Below are 14,640 nucleotides of genomic sequence, written 5' to 3'. Positions count from 1 at the left end.
GTAATTATTCCACTCCTTTCGTCAGCACGCGTGATGGGTACTGGCTTATGTCGTAAAGCTGTTCAGCGACATCATCGGTATAGTTACGTATTGGGCTGGCAAATAATGTCATAACAACCGATAACGACAGAAGTATAACCACAGCTGCTCTCTTTCCTAAAGGAGCAGACTGTTCATTTGCTTTACCCGACAGGGTATGCCAAAGCATTTTACTTCCCGCTCGTGTGACTGAAATTAGCATAACTAGAGTCGCACCTAACAAGGCTCCCCACAGCCAAAAACTCGCCGCGGTTGGGCTTGCCGATTCCATAATCATTAGTTTCCCGACAAAACCTGACAGAGGCGGTAAACCGATTATTGCTATTGCAGCAATTAAAAACATGACTGAATACGTAGAGTGATTGGCCATTTTCTTGCCGGATACGATACGCGATGCGGTTTTACCGCGTTCGAACGCTATAAGGTCGGCCAGTAAGAATAATGCACCAGTTATAAAGGTTGAGTGGATTAAATAAAACAGCATGGCGCCTGTTGTCGCTATTCCATTTAAACTGTAGGTTGCGATAAGCGTGCCGATTGAGGTGACGACTAAATAGGCCACAAGCAAGCGCAAATCTCGAGCTCCGATAACTCCGATGGTGCCGGCGAGCATGGTTATGAGGCCCATAACCCACAGCCAGTCATGTGCAATGAGGGCGAGTTCATTAGCTTCAGGGCCAAAAATGAGTGTATAGACGCGAACTATTGCGTAAACCCCAACTTTTGTCATTATTGCGAAAAGGGCAGCAACAACTCCGGTGGTTGTGGAATAAGCCTGAGGTAGCCAAAAGTGGAGCGGCAGAATAGCGGCTTTAATGCCGAATACTATCAATAGCATCATGCCACCAGCTTTAGCTAAGGCGGCTTGGTCTCCGCTTAATTGCTGCACTTGCGTGGCAAGATCCGCCATATTCAATGTGCCGGTAACGCCGTATAGAGTGCCAATACCAATTAAGAAAAGAGCAGACCCCAACAGGTTCAGCAATACGTAGTGTAAGGTCGTGCGTAAACGAAATTTTCCTCCACCGTGCATTAATAGTGCGTACGAGGAAATCAGTAGGACTTCGAAGAAGACGAATAAGTTGAAAATATCGCCGGTAGCAAAAGCCCCCATAATGCCCATCACCTGAAACTGAAATAACGCCTGAAAGTGTGAGCCAAGATTATCTTCGGCATAACATCCGTAGATGAGTACAGGTAATGCGAGTATAGCTGTTACCAGCATCATCAGAGCGCTAAGTTTGTCCACCATCAGGACAATTCCAAATGGCGCAGACCAGTTGCCTAAAGCATAAACAATCATCTGGTCCTGATTGATCTGGACGAGTAGGGCGATACTCGCTATCAAAGTTAATATACTGGACAGCAGGCCTATAACCCTGCGTTTTGGCTGAGGTCTGTCTCCCCATGGAAGAAGTTGTAGCAGCGCTGCCATTAATGGCACCAAAATAGGAAGTATCGCCAAATGTTGTTGCCACATTAGCGGTTGCCCTCCGTGCTGTTATCTTGCTGGTTCACTTCGTCTGTTCCTATCTCGCCTCGGGCGCGAACTGCCAGAATAATTGAGTAGGCTGTCATGGCGAAACCGATAACAATAGCGGTAAGAACCAGAGCCTGAGGTAAAGGGTCGGCATAGGTTTCCTGAGTACCATAAATTGGTGCTCCGTCTATTGTCAGACGACCGGTTGAAAATAGAAATAAATTAACGGCATAAGACAGCATGGTAATGCCGACGACCACAGGAAACGAACGGCCGCGCAGAATGAGAAACACACTGCATGCGGTTAAAATGCCAACGGTAACAGAATATAAAGTTTCCATTAATGCCCCTCATGCGTTGGGCGATGACGTGTCGTCATCTTCCCGAAGTTACTTAAAATCATCATAGTGGCGCCAATAACCGTCAGGAAAACACCAAGATCGAAGAGTAATGCCGTCGCAAATTCAAATTTACCAACCACTGGCCAGTCTAAATAGGTAAACCAGGAAGTCAGGAAAGGCTTGCCAAACAGCCAGCTACCAAGCCCGGTAAGCACCGCAATCAAAACACCAAACGACATTAGAGATTGATAATTAACGCTAAAGCGTTCTTTCATCCAGTCAACGCCATTCGCTATGTACTGCAGGATCATGGCCGACGCGACTATCAGGCCTGCGATAAAACCACCACCCGGTAAGTTGTGACCTCTTAGGAAAATATAGGCTGCAACTACCATCGCCATGGGTAAAATAATGTTGGCAACAGTCGTTAGCATCAACGGGTGTCTAATTCTATGCCAGGGGCGTCCGTCAATATCACTGGAAGGCATAAAGGGTTTTAGCTTATTAAGCAGTTTATGAATACCTGCAGCAGCTATTGCCAGAACGGTAATTTCACCTAAGGTATCGAAACCACGAAAGTCCACCAGAATGACGTTTACGACGTTGGTTCCACCACCACCGGATTTGGCATTCGCAAGGAAAAAGTCCGAGATGCTTTCAAATGGTGAGGTTAGTATTGCGAAATTTAAGGTAGCGACAATGCCGCCAATAAAGCTGGCAATGATGATGTCACGAAAAACTCGGTGGCCAGAAGAAGCCCGACTGGTTTTTTGTGGCATAAAGAACAACGCCAGTATCATTAGGATAATACTGACCACTTCGACTACCAACTGAGTCATGGCCAGATCCGGTGCGGAGAAGTGCGCGAAAGCTAACGACACAACCAATCCAACCACTGATAGCATCATTAACATCACAAAGCGATTGCGATGCAGTGTCGCGGTGGCAAATGCTGCGGATATCAGGACAACAGCACCAACTATGCTAACCATATCAACAGGCAGTTGCGGTTTGCCACCGGTCACCACACTTAGGTCACTTAGCGAAGGAAGTAACACGACAATAACGCTGATAAGAACGAAAGCAATGTAGCGTTGCAAGGAACCTGTGTCTAAGCGCTCGTAGAAATTAGCTGCGGCATCAGAAGTTTTTTGCACAAGCCGTTCAAAATTGTGTTTAGCGTCCTGGCCGTCAAATTGACGATTAAACGTAAACAGCTGATCGCGGGAAAGGTATATCAAAATGCCGCCAACCACTGCGACTGCGCTCATTAACAGAGGCATGTTAAAGCCGTGCCAAAGCGATAGCTTTACTTCAACAGGAGAGCCGGTAACAGCCGCCGCTGCCTGGTCAAGTATACCTGAGACCATAGTCATTGGCGCGATGCCGATAGCGATACAAAGGAGGCCTAGCACAGCAACCGGTGCAGACATCATGCGTGGTGGGTCATGTGGTTTTTTTGGCAGTTCTTTGTAGTCGCCATTAAAGAAAACATCGTGAATGAAGCGAATTGAGTAAGCCACGGACAGCATGGCACCCACAGTCGCCAATATAGGAATAAACCATGACAGCCCGCCGAATAAATGTTGCTGTAGAGCCTGATCCAGGAAGAGCTCTTTAGACATAAACCCGTTAAATGGCGGTATTCCAGCCATTGAGGCCGCTACGATCATGGCGAGAGTAGCGGTTATTGGCATCAGGCTCATAAGCCCTTGCAGTTTACGCATATCACGAGTGCCGGACTCATGGTCAATAATACCTGCGGTCATGAATAGTGCAGCTTTGAAGAAAGCATGGTTAATAACATGAAATAGTGCGGCGATTACTGCCCCTTGGGTACCTATCCCCAGTAGCATACAGATAAGACCCAGGTGGCTTACTGTAGAGAAAGCGAGTAACCCTTTCAGGTCGTGCTTTAACAAAGCAAAGTAAGCACCGACTAACATGGTAATTAAACCGGTCAATGTAACCAGGGTAAACCAAAGCTCAGTCTCGGCTAATACCGGATGAAAACGTGCTAATAGAAAGATACCGGCTTTTACCATGGTTGCAGAGTGTAAGTAAGCACTTACAGGAGTGGGTGCTGCCATGGCATGTGGTAGCCAAAATTGAAATGGAAACTGGGCTGACTTAGTAAAGGCCCCTAGTAAAACGAGTATTAAGGCTGGAACATAGTAAGCGTGTGCTTTTATCTGGTCTGCTGCGGCGAATACGGTATCCAGTTGATAGCCGCCGGCTATGTGCCCAATTATTAGTAATCCGGCTAAGAGCGCCAGACCTCCTGCGCCGGTGGTTGCCAATGCCATGCGGGCACCGCGGCGGGCATCACTGCTATGGAACCAATAACCGATAAGTAAAAAGGAAGAAATGCTGGTCAGTTCCCAGAATACCCACATTAATAAGATATTATCTGCCATAACGATGCCCAGCATCGAGGACATGAATAAAAGCAGGCATGCGTAAAAACGGGATTCGTCGTCGTTACTGCTCAAATAGTAGTGGGCATAGCCAATAACCAGAACACCTATGCCTAATATGAGACCTACAAAAAGCAGTGACAAACCATCCAGGCGCACGGCGAAATCAAGCCCTATACCTGGCAACCATTCCACCAGTTGTTTGGGTACTTCACCGGCGAGCGTTGCGGGTACGTACTGAAACAAAACAATTAAGCAGAAAATAGGAACAAGTAATGTAATCCCAGTCTTTATCGGTCGCGACGCTTGTTTAAATAATAGCGGTAAGAGCGCACCAAAGAATGGGGCAAAAATAATGAATAGCAGATTCATACCATAGAAGTCCCAAGTCAGCCTGTGCTCTTATAATAAGGTATACTTACCTGAGCAACGTAAAGTATTGAATTTACCATTGGTTCTGCCGCAATCCAACTAAACTAAACTCTTTAGATGGTGAATTCACCTTACACCTACGAAATTTTCTGAGATTACCCTACCACTTCCAAAATTTATCTGTTACACTTCGCGACCCTTTTTATAAGGGAAAAACCAAAGGCAGCACGACCCGAGAGGGTCTGTTTTTTTAACTAAGCGGGGCACTGAAATGATCCAAATGCAAACTACCCTGGACGTTGCCGATAACTCCGGCGCGCGCAGCGTACAATGTATTAAGGTTCTAGGTGGTTCGCACCGTCGCTACGCAAACATCGGCGATATCATCAAAGTTACTGTCAAGGAAGCAATTCCGCGCGGTAAGGTGAAGAAAGGCGATGTAGTGAATGCGGTGGTCGTTCGCACCAGAAAAGGCGTCCGTCGACAAGACGGGTCGGTCATCCGTTTTGACCGCAACGCGGCTGTGTTGTTGAATAACAACCAACAGCCCATTGGCACACGTATTTTCGGGCCGGTAACTCGTGAACTGCGTTCAGAGCAGTTTATGAAGATTATCTCGCTGGCACCAGAAGTACTATAAGGAGTCAATTATGGCGGCAAAAATTAAACGTGATGACGAAGTAGTCGTCCTGGCAGGTAAGGACAAGGGCAAGCAAGGCAAAGTCCTGAAAGTTCTTACCGATAAAGATCGCGTGATCGTGGAAGGCGTCAACGTAGTCAAGAAACACCAAAAGCCAAATCCGGCTCTAGGTGAATCTGGTGGCATCGTTGAACAAGAAGCAGCAATCCACATTTCGAACGTAGCGATCCTTAACCCAGAGACAGGTAAAGCAGATCGTGTTGGATTTCGTATTGAAGATGGCAAGAAAGTTCGCTTCTTCAAATCGAACAACGCAATCATTTAATTCAAACTTGGAGTTTTACGATGGCGAAACTGCATGATTTTTACAGAGAATCGGTAGTTCCTGAGCTTATGAAAGAGTTCAGCTACAACAGCGTCATGCAAGTCCCTCGGATTGATAAAATCACCCTTAACATGGGTGTTGGTGAAGCTCTGGCTGACAAAAAAGTACTTGATAACGCAGTGGCTGACCTAGAGGCTATCTCTGGTCAAAAGCCAATTCGTACTGTGGCACGCAAGTCTGTCGCCGGTTTCAAAGTCCGTGAAGGCTTCCCGATTGGCTGTAAAGTAACTCTGCGCGGCGAGCGCATGTGGGACTTTTTGCAACGCTTAATTTCGATTGCAATCCCACGTATCCGTGACTTCCGCGGCCTGAACCCTAAATCGTTCGATGGTCGTGGTAACTACAGCATGGGTGTTCGTGAGCAGATCATCTTTCCGGAGGTCGACTATGACAAAGTCGACAAGGTACGTGGTCTGGATATCACCATTACCACAAATGCTGGCACAGATGACGAAGCTCGTGCTTTGCTAGCTGCCTTTAACTTCCCGTTCAGAAAGTAAGGTGTAGAGTTATGGCAAAACAGTCAATGAAAGCGCGTGACGTGAAGCGAGCTAAAATCGCTTCAAAATACGCAGAAAAACGCAACGCACTGAAAACGGTCATTAATGACCCTAAAGCATCAGACGAAGAGCGTTGGGAAGCCGTACTTAAGTTGCAACAGCTCCCACGTGATGCCAGTCCGACGCGTCAACGTAACCGTTGTCGTATAACTGGTCGTCCTCATGGTTTCCTTCGTAAATTCGGCATGAGCCGAATCAAGGTCCGTGAGATGGCGATGCGCGGTGAAATTCCTGGCTTGAAAAAAGCTAGCTGGTAAGCCACGAATCACGGGAGAAAGCAAATATGAGCATGCAAGATCCAATTGCGGATATGTTCACACGCATTCGCAACGCTCAAGGTGCTAACAAAGTAACGGTTAAAATGCCGTCTTCTAAGCAGAAAGTGGCGATTGCTCAAGTTCTGAAAGAAGAAGGTTTTATTACTGGTTACAGTGCCGAGAGTACTGTTAAACCTGAGCTTGAAGTCGAATTAAAGTATTTCGAAGGCAAGCCAGTAATTGAAACAATCGAGCGCGTTAGTCGCCCCGGTCTGCGTATCTATAAGAAACGCAACGAGTTGCCTAACGTAATGGGTGGCCTTGGCATCGCAGTAGTTTCGACGTCTAAAGGCCTGATGACTGATCGTGCCGCTCGCCAAGCTGGTCTTGGTGGCGAAATTATCGGTTACGTAGCGTAATTAGGAGGTAGGAAATGTCACGTGTTGCTAAAGCACCCATTGAAATTCCTGCTGGCGTTGAAGTTACGCTAAATGGCCAGGAAGTCACGATTAAAGGTGCCCAAGGCTCAATGAGTCGTGTTGTAAACGATGCAGTTGAACTGGTAAAAGATGAGAGTGAGTTACGTACTAACGCCCGTGAAGGTGTTGCTAACTCAACAGCTCAAGCTGGTACGGCTCGCGCATTGTTGCAAAACATGGTGGTCGGAGTCACTAAAGGATTCGAGCGTAAGTTACAGTTGATAGGTGTTGGTTACCGTGCGCAAGCACAAGGTAAAAAACTAAACCTGACGCTAGGCTTTTCGCATCCTGTGGAGTTCGAGATTCCTGAGGGGATCACAATCGATACTCCGACTCAGACTGAAGTCGTCGTTAAAGGTGCAGATAAGCAGTTAGTTGGTCAAGTTGCCGCTAACATTCGTGCATACCGTAAACCTGAGCCTTATAAAGGCAAAGGTGTCCGTTATGCTGACGAGCAAGTGCGCCGTAAAGAAGCCAAGAAAAAGTAGGGTAATACGATGGACAATAAAGCAGCTCGCTTACGTCGTGCTACTCGCGCACGTAAACAAATTAAAGAGTTGGGTGCAAATCGCCTGGTCGTTCACCGTACACCACGGCATATTTACGCGCAGTTGATCGCACCTAACGGTTCTGAAGTGCTGGCAGCCGCATCGACTGCAGAGAAAAGTGTCCGCGAAGGGCTTAAATCTACAGGTAATGTAGACGCAGCCAAAGTCGTGGGCAAAACTATCGCTGAACGAGCGATTGAAAAAGGCGTTAAAAACGTTTCTTTCGATCGTAGTGGTTTTAAATACCACGGTCGCGTAGCCGCATTAGCGGACGCAGCTCGTGAAGCCGGACTTCAGTTCTAGGAGACGAACATGGCAAATGTAGAAGCTCAAACCGGTGAACTGATAGAGAAGTTGATTACAGTAAATCGTGTAGCAAAAGTTGTTAAAGGTGGTCGTATCTTTAGCTTCACTGCACTGACTGTAGTTGGCGACGGTAAAGGTAAAGTCGGTTTTGGTTATGGTAAAGCGCGTGAAGTACCCGCTGCTATTCAAAAAGCAATGGAAAAAGCACGTCGCAATATGGTTACCGTTCAACTGAAAGGCGACACTTTACAGCATCCTGTTAAAGGACGTCATTCAGGTTCACAGGTATACATGCAACCTGCTTCAGAAGGTACGGGTATCATCGCTGGTGGTGCAATGCGTGCGGTTCTGGAAGTTTCAGGTGTTCATAACGTGCTGTCAAAGGCATATGGTTCAACCAACCCAATCAACGTTGTTCGCGCGACTATTAAAGCGTTGAACGGCATGAAATCGCCGGAGCAAGTTGCGGCGAAGCGTGGATTGCGCGTTGACGAAATACTGGGGTAGTGAACAATGGCGAAAAAGACAATCAAAGTAACACAGACGCGTAGCTCTATCGGTCGTTTGCCGAAGCATAAAGCTACACTACGTGGCTTGGGTCTCCGCCGCATTGGTCACACAGTAGAGTTGGAAGACACTGCTGCAGTCCGCGGTATGGTGAACCGAGTTAATTACATGATTAAGGTGGAGGGATAAGCGATGGAACTTAATACACTTGCTCCCGCACCTGGTGCAAAAAGCAGCAAAAAGCGCGTTGGGCGTGGTATAGGTTCAGGTCTTGGAAAGACTGGCGGCCGTGGTCACAAAGGGCAGAAGTCTCGCTCTGGTGGCTCAGTTAAGCCAGGTTTCGAAGGCGGACAAATGCCAATTCAACGTCGTCTGCCTAAATTTGGTTTTACTTCTCGCAAGGCTATGGTCACTGCAGAAGTAAACTTGGCAGAAATCGCGAGGGTTGACGGTGATACCGTTGAACTGGCGACTTTGAAAGCAGCAGGTCTCGTTCGTAAGAACGTACTACACGCTAAAGTCATCAAATCTGGTGAACTAAGTCGTGCTGTGACTGTAAAAGGTCTTAAAGTCACCAAAGGCGCTCGCGAAGCTATTGAAGCTGCTGGCGGCAAAATCGAAGGATAGAGCAAATGGCTAAACCAGGATTGGAATCAAATCGAGCGCAAGGTGGCTTGTCGGAACTTAAGCGTCGCCTGTTGTTTGTGTTAGGAGCGATTATCGTTTTCCGAGCGGGCTCCTTTGTGCCTATTCCTGGTATTGATGCCGCTGTATTGGCTCAGCTATTCGAACAGCAGAAAGATACCATCGTTGCCATGTTTAACATGTTCAGCGGTGGTGCTTTAGAGCGTGCGTCAGTATTTGCATTAGGTATTATGCCGTATATTTCGGCTTCGATTATTATGCAGTTGGCAAGCGTGGTACATCCACGTTTGGCAGAGCTTAAGAAAGAAGGTGAATCTGGTCGTCGTAAGATTAACCAGTATACGCGGTGGGGTACTTTAATACTGGCAACGTTCCAGTCGATTGGTATAGCTACAGGCTTGCCAAATTTAATGCCCGGGCTAGTAATAGACCCTGGCTTCGGCTTCTATTTCACTGCTGTGGTGAGCTTAGTCACAGGAACCATGTTCCTTATGTGGTTAGGCGAACAGATTACTGAGCGTGGTATAGGCAACGGTATCTCTATCCTGATCTTTGTGGGTATTGTTGCAGGATTACCTTCCGCTATCGGCCAAACGGCTGAACAAGCGCGTCAAGGTGACTTGCACCTGTTATTGTTGTTATTAATTGGGGTTGTAGTTTTAGCAGTAACTTATTTCGTTGTTTTTGTGGAGCGTGGTCAACGTCGTATCGTTGTTAACTATGCGAAGCGTCAACAAGGTCGTAAAGTATTTGCTGCGCAAAGCACGCACTTGCCATTAAAAGTTAATATGGCTGGTGTTATTCCACCAATTTTTGCGTCAAGTATTATTTTATTTCCGGGTACCATCGCCACTTGGTTTGGCTCTGGTGACGGTGCGGTTGCAGACATTTTGCAGCAAGTATCGATGACATTGTCTCCCGGTCAGCCGTTATATGTGTTATTGTACGCGGCTGCGATAATCTTCTTCTGTTTCTTCTATACAGCGTTGGTATTTAACCCTCGCGAAACAGCTGACAACTTGAAGAAGTCGGGTGCGTTTATTCCGGGTATTCGCCCAGGTGAACAAACCTCAAGATACATCGATAAAGTAATGACGCGTTTAACTTTAGCAGGCGCACTGTACATTACCTTTGTCTGTTTGGTTCCGGAGTTCATGATGATTGCATGGAATGTGCAATTCTACTTCGGCGGTACATCTTTATTGATTATCGTAGTTGTTATCATGGACTTTATGGCACAGGTTCAGACTCATATGATGTCGCATCAATATGACTCTGTCCTGAAAAAAGCCAATCTGAAAGGCTACGGCCGGTAAGGTTGGGTAGAACGGAGAGTAGCAATGAAAGTTCGTGCTTCCGTGAAGAAAATCTGTCGTAACTGCAAAATCATCAAGCGTAACGGTGTAGTTCGCGTTATTTGCACTGATGCTAAGCATAAGCAACGACAAGGTTGATTCGAAGGAAAGGCTTGCGGCTTAATCGCCGCAGCCTTTGGAGTATTTGCAATTCGGCAATCGGTTGAGTATCCTAACGGGCTTTTCAACTGAAGCCTACAAACTGAAGGAGACGTGTTAGTGGCCCGTATCGCTGGCATTAACGTTCCTGACAATAAGCATGCAGTCATAGCTTTGACTGCAATCTACGGTGTTGGCCGTACTCGTTCACAGCAGATTCTTGCTGCCACGGGTATTGCTGAAGACACTAAGATTGGTTCATTGTCAGAAGACAAACTGGACGCGCTTCGTGACGCCGTATCAAAGTTCGCCGTAGAAGGCGACTTGCGTCGTGAAGTATCTATGAACATTAAACGTTTGATGGACCTCGGATGTTTCCGTGGACTTCGTCATCGTCGTAGCTTACCTCTACGTGGGCAGCGCACTAAAACAAATGCGCGCACTCGTAAAGGTCCGCGCAAACCAATTAAGAAATAGGGGGATTGAGTAATGGCTAAAACACCAACTCGCTCTCGAAAGCGCGTTAAAAAGCAGGTCGCCGATGGCATGGCTCATGTGCATGCATCTTTCAACAACACCATTATTACCATTACTGATCGCCAGGGTAACGCATTAGCGTGGGCTACCGCAGGTGGATCAGGGTTCCGTGGTTCACGGAAGTCAACGCCGTTTGCAGCACAGGTTGCAGCAGAACGTGCAGGTGAAATGGCGAAGGAATACGGACTGAAAAACCTGGAAGTATTTGTGAATGGTCCAGGCCCAGGTCGTGAATCATCGATTCGTGCCCTGAACGCCGTTGGTTACAAAATCACAAATATTACCGATGTGACACCGATTCCTCACAACGGTTGTCGTCCGCCTAAGAAACGTCGCGTTTAAGGCGTGAATCGATAGTTGGAGAAAGATCATGGCTAGATATTTGGGTCCAAAGCTCAAGCTGAGCCGTCGCGAAGGAACAGATTTGTTCCTGAAAAGCGGCGTTCGCGCAATCGATTCTAAATGTAAGATCGACACTGCACCAGGACAACACGGCGCGCGTCGCGGTCGTTTGTCAGACTACGGTGTTCAGTTGCGTGAGAAACAGAAAGTTCGTCGTATGTACGGCGTACTGGAAAAGCAATTTCGTAACTACTACAAAGAAGCTGCACGACTGAAAGGCAATACCGGTGAAAACCTGTTGCAGTTGCTGGAACAGCGCTTGGATAACGTAGTGTATCGCATGGGTTTTGCGTCAACACGCGCAGAAGCTCGTCAGCTGGTCAGTCACAAAGCAGTTGTTGTGAATGGTCAGGTAGTGAACATTCCATCGTTCAAGGTTCGTCCTGAAGACGTCGTTTCTGTTCGTGAAAAAGCGAAGAAACAAGCACGTATCGGAGCAGCACTGGAGCTTGCGGAACAACGTGAGAAGCCAGTCTGGATAGAAGTAGACAACAACAAATTGGAAGGTGCATTTAAACGTCTTCCAGAACGTAGTGACTTGTCTGCTGAAATTAACGAACAGTTGATCGTAGAGCTTTACTCTAAGTAAAGCTTAAGCATAGAGAGAGGACACAATGCAGGGTTCTGTTACCGAATTCCTAAAGCCGAGGTTAGTCGACATCGAGCAAATCAGCCCGACTCATGCCAAGGTGACACTGGAGCCTCTGGAACGCGGCTTTGGTTATACACTAGGTAATGCGTTACGTCGCATTTTACTATCGTCAATGCCAGGCTGTGCAGTGACTGAGGTTGAAATCGATGGCGTGCTGCACGAATACAGCAGCAAAGAGGGCGTTCAGGAAGATGTCATTGAAGTTTTATTGAACCTAAAAGGGCTGGCAGTAAGCGTTGAAGGTAAAGATGAAGCAACTCTGACTTTGAATAAATCCGGAGCAGGTCCTGTAACAGCAGGCGATTTCACCCATGACGGTGATGTTGAAATCGTTAATCCTGAGCACGTTATTTGTCATCTGACAGGCGACTATGAACTTGTAATGCGAGTGAAAGTCGAACGTGGTCGTGGTTACGTGCCTGCGGCATCTCGTCAGTCCGCTGATGATGATGAACGTCCAATCGGTCGTCTTTTAGTCGACGCGTCGTTTAGCCCGGTAGAACGCATCGCATATTCTGTAGATGCGGCTCGTGTTGAACAACGCACTGACTTAGACAAGCTGGTCATCGAAATGGAAACCAATGGTACGTTGGATCCAGAAGAAGCAATCCGCCGTGCAGCAACAATTTTAGCTGAACAGTTGGATGCTTTTGTTGAACTTCGTGACATAAGTGAGCCGGAAGAAAAAGAAGAGAAACCGGAATTCGATCCGATTCTTCTTCGTCCGGTAGACGACTTGGAATTGACTGTTCGATCTGCGAACTGCTTGAAAGCAGAAGCGATTCAGTACATTGGTGACTTAGTACAACGCACTGAGGTCGAGTTATTAAAAACTCCGAACTTGGGTAAGAAGTCGTTGACTGAAATCAAAGACGTGTTGGCTTCACGTGGTTTGTCTCTGGGCATGCGCCTTGAGAACTGGCCACCAGCCAGCTTAATTGACAACGACTAAGTTCACCTTAGTAATAGATTTACTGAGAAGGGTATAGGTATGCGCCATCGTAAGAGTGGTCGTCAACTAAATCGAAACAGCAGCCATCGTCAGGCAATGTTCCGTAACATGGCAAGCTCTTTAGTGCGTCATGAAATCATCAAGACGACTTTGCCAAAGGCAAAAGAGTTACGTCGCGTTGTTGAGCCTTTAATCACAATGGCAAAACAAGATAGCGTAGCAAACCGTCGTCTGGCGTTCGCACGCACACGTGATAAAGAGGTTGTTGGCAAGCTGTTTAATGAATTAGGCCCGCGTTATGAAGAACGCCCAGGCGGTTACACTCGCATTATGAAGTGTGGCTTCCGTACAGGTGATAACGCTCCAATGGCTTACATTGAATTAGTTGGTCGCCCAGAAGTTGAAGAAGTTGAAGAAGTAGCTGAAGAAGTTACTGAGTAAACCGCTTCGAAAAGTTAAAAAGCCGGCTCAATTTCAGCCGGCTTTTTTATGTCTAAAGTTTAATAGCAAAAACTAATTCTGGAGCTCATCGTTAAAAATTTTGGCAAGGGTTTCCTTCTCGACATAACCTTCTTTTACTAACCATTCAAGTTCCTTGCGACTTACCCCCGATTGTTTAGCTTCCAAAGTTAATATTCGCCAATCTTCTTTGCTAATTTGGTAATTAATGCTTTCTTGATCTGAACTCACAAAAAAATCTTTCATAACAGAAATTAATGATGTCGCTGTCTCCGGTAGAGCTTTTATCGACTCAGTTAAGGAGGAAAGAATTGAAGTCGGAGTTTCTTTAGCTGCAGTTCTCAAAACAGATTCAGTAAAGTCAGGGTGAGACGCGACAGCCTTGCGTATAATAATTTCAGCCTTATCGGGCTGACGCTGCAATGCAATAGTAATGATATCATCAATATACGCAGGTTCGGTTTGAATGGCAGCCTCAACAATGCTCATAGATAAGTCTGGGTAACGAGCTATAGCAATGTCGACGACAGAATAAGTCACAGCAGGTTCTGCTTGCATTGCTGATACTACTATAGCCTTGACTCTGCTTTCTCTAATGTCAAAAGCGGCGTTAACGATATAAGAGGCATGTTCGGGGTAGTTATTAATCAAGATACGAACAGTGCGCATAATAGAAAAGTTTTTATTGAGATGATTTTCGATAATATTTCGGTAAGTATCCTTTAAAGAGGAAGGCGAGCTTTGAATGCTGCGATCAAAAGTAGCAGCATGACTCGTTCGTATAGCGCTTGAACTAAGAGTTGCTGCAAGTAAACAGGTAAGAGTTATTAATTTCCAGCGCATAAAAATTAAGCCTTTTATATGAGTCTAACTAGTTAGAGTGATTTAATATAACAACAGTTCAAATAAATCACAAAAAAGCAACAAAATAGACTCAAAAACAATCTAAGTGTAGCTTTTAATCTTAATGTGAGTGATTTTTGTTCGGTTGAACTAGTTGTTTCAAAAAAGATCTTGCAAGGCTCAGAGAGATCACTATAATTCGCCGCCGTTGTCATGAGTTATCTGCAAAGCGTATCTGCAACAAATTCTGACAACGGCGTTTTGCTTCAACCGGGCTGAAAAAAAAGCTGATAAAATGGGTTGACGAAACAAAAGGGACGTGTAGAATACGCCTCCCTGCTTCGAAAGAAGCAACGCTCTTTAAC

Annotated in this window: 21 protein-coding genes; 17 read left to right on the top strand and 4 right to left on the bottom strand. The window is 46.4% G+C overall.

Features of this window, described 5'->3' with window-relative positions; translation table 11 throughout:
• Nucleotides 1-4 precede the first annotated feature (4 nt).
• The 3 genes from U0358_RS09795 to U0358_RS09785 are packed head-to-tail and all read right to left on the bottom strand — an operon-like array spanning nucleotide 5 to nucleotide 4,649.
• Complete coding sequence (locus tag U0358_RS09795; RefSeq protein WP_317497205.1) at nucleotides 5-1,519, bottom strand: monovalent cation/H+ antiporter subunit D; 1,515 nt, start codon at nucleotides 1,517-1,519, stop codon at nucleotides 5-7.
• Nucleotides 1,519-1,860 carry a Na+/H+ antiporter subunit C gene (locus U0358_RS09790; protein ID WP_011235138.1) on the bottom strand — a complete coding sequence of 114 codons (342 nt, stop codon included), beginning with the start codon at nucleotides 1,858-1,860 and terminating at the stop codon, nucleotides 1,519-1,521. The genes U0358_RS09795 and U0358_RS09790 overlap by 1 nt, the downstream gene beginning before the upstream one ends.
• The gene (locus tag U0358_RS09785) at nucleotides 1,860-4,649 is read right to left on the bottom strand and encodes a monovalent cation/H+ antiporter subunit A (protein ID WP_322406138.1); all 2,790 of its coding nucleotides are present in this window, start codon (nucleotides 4,647-4,649) and stop codon (nucleotides 1,860-1,862) included. Before U0358_RS09785 ends, U0358_RS09790 begins: the two co-directional genes overlap by 1 nt.
• Before the next feature lie 271 nt (nucleotides 4,650-4,920).
• On the opposite strand from U0358_RS09785, the gene rplN reads away from it, so the two are divergent.
• The 17 genes from rplN (at nucleotide 4,921) to rplQ (ending at nucleotide 13,414) form a co-directional block, all read left to right on the top strand.
• Nucleotides 4,921-5,289, top strand: coding sequence for a 50S ribosomal protein L14 (rplN, locus tag U0358_RS09780; RefSeq protein ID WP_006956444.1), 369 nt, complete (start codon nucleotides 4,921-4,923; stop codon nucleotides 5,287-5,289).
• 10 nt (nucleotides 5,290-5,299) lie between these two features.
• Complete coding sequence (rplX, locus tag U0358_RS09775) at nucleotides 5,300-5,614, top strand: 50S ribosomal protein L24 (RefSeq protein ID WP_034822544.1); 315 nt, start codon at nucleotides 5,300-5,302, stop codon at nucleotides 5,612-5,614.
• 20 nt (nucleotides 5,615-5,634) lie between these two features.
• Nucleotides 5,635-6,174, top strand: coding sequence for a 50S ribosomal protein L5 (gene rplE, locus U0358_RS09770; protein WP_011235135.1), 540 nt, complete (start codon nucleotides 5,635-5,637; stop codon nucleotides 6,172-6,174).
• A gap of 11 nt (nucleotides 6,175-6,185) precedes the next feature.
• Nucleotides 6,186-6,491, top strand: coding sequence for a 30S ribosomal protein S14 (gene rpsN / locus U0358_RS09765; RefSeq protein WP_011235134.1), 306 nt, complete (start codon nucleotides 6,186-6,188; stop codon nucleotides 6,489-6,491).
• Nucleotides 6,492-6,517: 26 nt separating this feature from the next.
• Nucleotides 6,518-6,910, top strand: coding sequence for a 30S ribosomal protein S8 (gene rpsH, locus U0358_RS09760; RefSeq protein WP_011235133.1), 393 nt, complete (start codon nucleotides 6,518-6,520; stop codon nucleotides 6,908-6,910).
• 14 nt (nucleotides 6,911-6,924) lie between these two features.
• Complete coding sequence (gene rplF, locus U0358_RS09755) at nucleotides 6,925-7,458, top strand: 50S ribosomal protein L6 (RefSeq protein ID WP_317497203.1); 534 nt, start codon at nucleotides 6,925-6,927, stop codon at nucleotides 7,456-7,458.
• Between the two features lie 9 nt (nucleotides 7,459-7,467).
• The gene (gene rplR / locus U0358_RS09750; protein WP_011235131.1) at nucleotides 7,468-7,821 is read left to right on the top strand and encodes a 50S ribosomal protein L18; all 354 of its coding nucleotides are present in this window, start codon (nucleotides 7,468-7,470) and stop codon (nucleotides 7,819-7,821) included.
• Between the two features lie 9 nt (nucleotides 7,822-7,830).
• Nucleotides 7,831-8,331: a 30S ribosomal protein S5 gene (rpsE, locus tag U0358_RS09745; RefSeq protein WP_011235130.1), complete on the top strand. Its 501-nt coding sequence runs from the start codon at nucleotides 7,831-7,833 to the stop codon at nucleotides 8,329-8,331.
• A gap of 6 nt (nucleotides 8,332-8,337) precedes the next feature.
• Entirely contained in the window at nucleotides 8,338-8,520 is a 183-nt protein-coding gene (gene rpmD, locus U0358_RS09740) for a 50S ribosomal protein L30 (RefSeq protein ID WP_011235129.1), read from the top strand.
• Between the two features lie 3 nt (nucleotides 8,521-8,523).
• Nucleotides 8,524-8,958: a 50S ribosomal protein L15 gene (rplO, locus tag U0358_RS09735; protein ID WP_317497202.1), complete on the top strand. Its 435-nt coding sequence runs from the start codon at nucleotides 8,524-8,526 to the stop codon at nucleotides 8,956-8,958.
• Between the two features lie 5 nt (nucleotides 8,959-8,963).
• Nucleotides 8,964-10,292 carry a preprotein translocase subunit SecY gene (secY, locus tag U0358_RS09730; RefSeq protein ID WP_253618605.1) on the top strand — a complete coding sequence of 443 codons (1,329 nt, stop codon included), beginning with the start codon at nucleotides 8,964-8,966 and terminating at the stop codon, nucleotides 10,290-10,292.
• A gap of 24 nt (nucleotides 10,293-10,316) precedes the next feature.
• On the top strand, nucleotides 10,317-10,430 hold the full coding sequence (rpmJ, locus tag U0358_RS09725; protein ID WP_006956433.1) for a 50S ribosomal protein L36: 114 nt from the start codon (nucleotides 10,317-10,319) through the stop codon (nucleotides 10,428-10,430).
• Nucleotides 10,431-10,550: 120 nt separating this feature from the next.
• Nucleotides 10,551-10,907 (top strand): 30S ribosomal protein S13, encoded by a 357-nt coding sequence (gene rpsM / locus U0358_RS09720; RefSeq protein WP_011235126.1) that lies wholly within the window; start codon nucleotides 10,551-10,553, stop codon nucleotides 10,905-10,907.
• A gap of 12 nt (nucleotides 10,908-10,919) precedes the next feature.
• Complete coding sequence (rpsK, locus tag U0358_RS09715) at nucleotides 10,920-11,309, top strand: 30S ribosomal protein S11 (RefSeq protein ID WP_011235125.1); 390 nt, start codon at nucleotides 10,920-10,922, stop codon at nucleotides 11,307-11,309.
• Between the two features lie 28 nt (nucleotides 11,310-11,337).
• Nucleotides 11,338-11,958: a 30S ribosomal protein S4 gene (gene rpsD, locus U0358_RS09710; protein WP_317497201.1), complete on the top strand. Its 621-nt coding sequence runs from the start codon at nucleotides 11,338-11,340 to the stop codon at nucleotides 11,956-11,958.
• A 25-nt stretch (nucleotides 11,959-11,983) separates the two neighbouring features.
• Nucleotides 11,984-12,973, top strand: coding sequence for a DNA-directed RNA polymerase subunit alpha (locus U0358_RS09705; protein WP_011235123.1), 990 nt, complete (start codon nucleotides 11,984-11,986; stop codon nucleotides 12,971-12,973).
• Nucleotides 12,974-13,012: 39 nt separating this feature from the next.
• Nucleotides 13,013-13,414 carry a 50S ribosomal protein L17 gene (gene rplQ, locus U0358_RS09700; RefSeq protein ID WP_034822551.1) on the top strand — a complete coding sequence of 134 codons (402 nt, stop codon included), beginning with the start codon at nucleotides 13,013-13,015 and terminating at the stop codon, nucleotides 13,412-13,414.
• Between the two features lie 72 nt (nucleotides 13,415-13,486).
• Here rplQ and U0358_RS09695 read toward each other — a convergent pair whose 3' ends face one another.
• The gene (locus U0358_RS09695; protein ID WP_322406137.1) at nucleotides 13,487-14,275 is read right to left on the bottom strand and encodes a hypothetical protein; all 789 of its coding nucleotides are present in this window, start codon (nucleotides 14,273-14,275) and stop codon (nucleotides 13,487-13,489) included.
• Between the last annotated feature and the right edge of the window lie 365 nt (nucleotides 14,276-14,640).

This window comes from Idiomarina sp. PL1-037, assembly GCF_034422975.1.
Taxonomy (GTDB): Bacteria; Pseudomonadota; Gammaproteobacteria; order Enterobacterales; family Alteromonadaceae; genus Idiomarina.
This window is presented reverse-complemented; position numbering and strand designations above follow the sequence as displayed.

Coding starts and splice junctions, on each gene's coding strand:
- U0358_RS09795 (WP_317497205.1), bottom strand. CDS start 1,519: ATGTGGCAACAACATTTGGCGATACTTCCTATTTTGGTGCCATTAATG.
- U0358_RS09790 (WP_011235138.1), bottom strand. CDS start 1,860: ATGGAAACTTTATATTCTGTTACCGTTGGCATTTTAACCGCATGCAGT.
- U0358_RS09785 (WP_322406138.1), bottom strand. CDS start 4,649: ATGAATCTGCTATTCATTATTTTTGCCCCATTCTTTGGTGCGCTCTTA.
- rplN (WP_006956444.1), top strand. CDS start 4,921: ATGATCCAAATGCAAACTACCCTGGACGTTGCCGATAACTCCGGCGCG.
- rplX (WP_034822544.1), top strand. CDS start 5,300: ATGGCGGCAAAAATTAAACGTGATGACGAAGTAGTCGTCCTGGCAGGT.
- rplE (WP_011235135.1), top strand. CDS start 5,635: ATGGCGAAACTGCATGATTTTTACAGAGAATCGGTAGTTCCTGAGCTT.
- rpsN (WP_011235134.1), top strand. CDS start 6,186: ATGGCAAAACAGTCAATGAAAGCGCGTGACGTGAAGCGAGCTAAAATC.
- rpsH (WP_011235133.1), top strand. CDS start 6,518: ATGAGCATGCAAGATCCAATTGCGGATATGTTCACACGCATTCGCAAC.
- rplF (WP_317497203.1), top strand. CDS start 6,925: ATGTCACGTGTTGCTAAAGCACCCATTGAAATTCCTGCTGGCGTTGAA.
- rplR (WP_011235131.1), top strand. CDS start 7,468: ATGGACAATAAAGCAGCTCGCTTACGTCGTGCTACTCGCGCACGTAAA.
- rpsE (WP_011235130.1), top strand. CDS start 7,831: ATGGCAAATGTAGAAGCTCAAACCGGTGAACTGATAGAGAAGTTGATT.
- rpmD (WP_011235129.1), top strand. CDS start 8,338: ATGGCGAAAAAGACAATCAAAGTAACACAGACGCGTAGCTCTATCGGT.
- rplO (WP_317497202.1), top strand. CDS start 8,524: ATGGAACTTAATACACTTGCTCCCGCACCTGGTGCAAAAAGCAGCAAA.
- secY (WP_253618605.1), top strand. CDS start 8,964: ATGGCTAAACCAGGATTGGAATCAAATCGAGCGCAAGGTGGCTTGTCG.
- rpmJ (WP_006956433.1), top strand. CDS start 10,317: ATGAAAGTTCGTGCTTCCGTGAAGAAAATCTGTCGTAACTGCAAAATC.
- rpsK (WP_011235125.1), top strand. CDS start 10,920: ATGGCTAAAACACCAACTCGCTCTCGAAAGCGCGTTAAAAAGCAGGTC.
- rpsD (WP_317497201.1), top strand. CDS start 11,338: ATGGCTAGATATTTGGGTCCAAAGCTCAAGCTGAGCCGTCGCGAAGGA.
- U0358_RS09705 (WP_011235123.1), top strand. CDS start 11,984: ATGCAGGGTTCTGTTACCGAATTCCTAAAGCCGAGGTTAGTCGACATC.
- rplQ (WP_034822551.1), top strand. CDS start 13,013: ATGCGCCATCGTAAGAGTGGTCGTCAACTAAATCGAAACAGCAGCCAT.
- U0358_RS09695 (WP_322406137.1), bottom strand. CDS start 14,275: ATGCGCTGGAAATTAATAACTCTTACCTGTTTACTTGCAGCAACTCTT.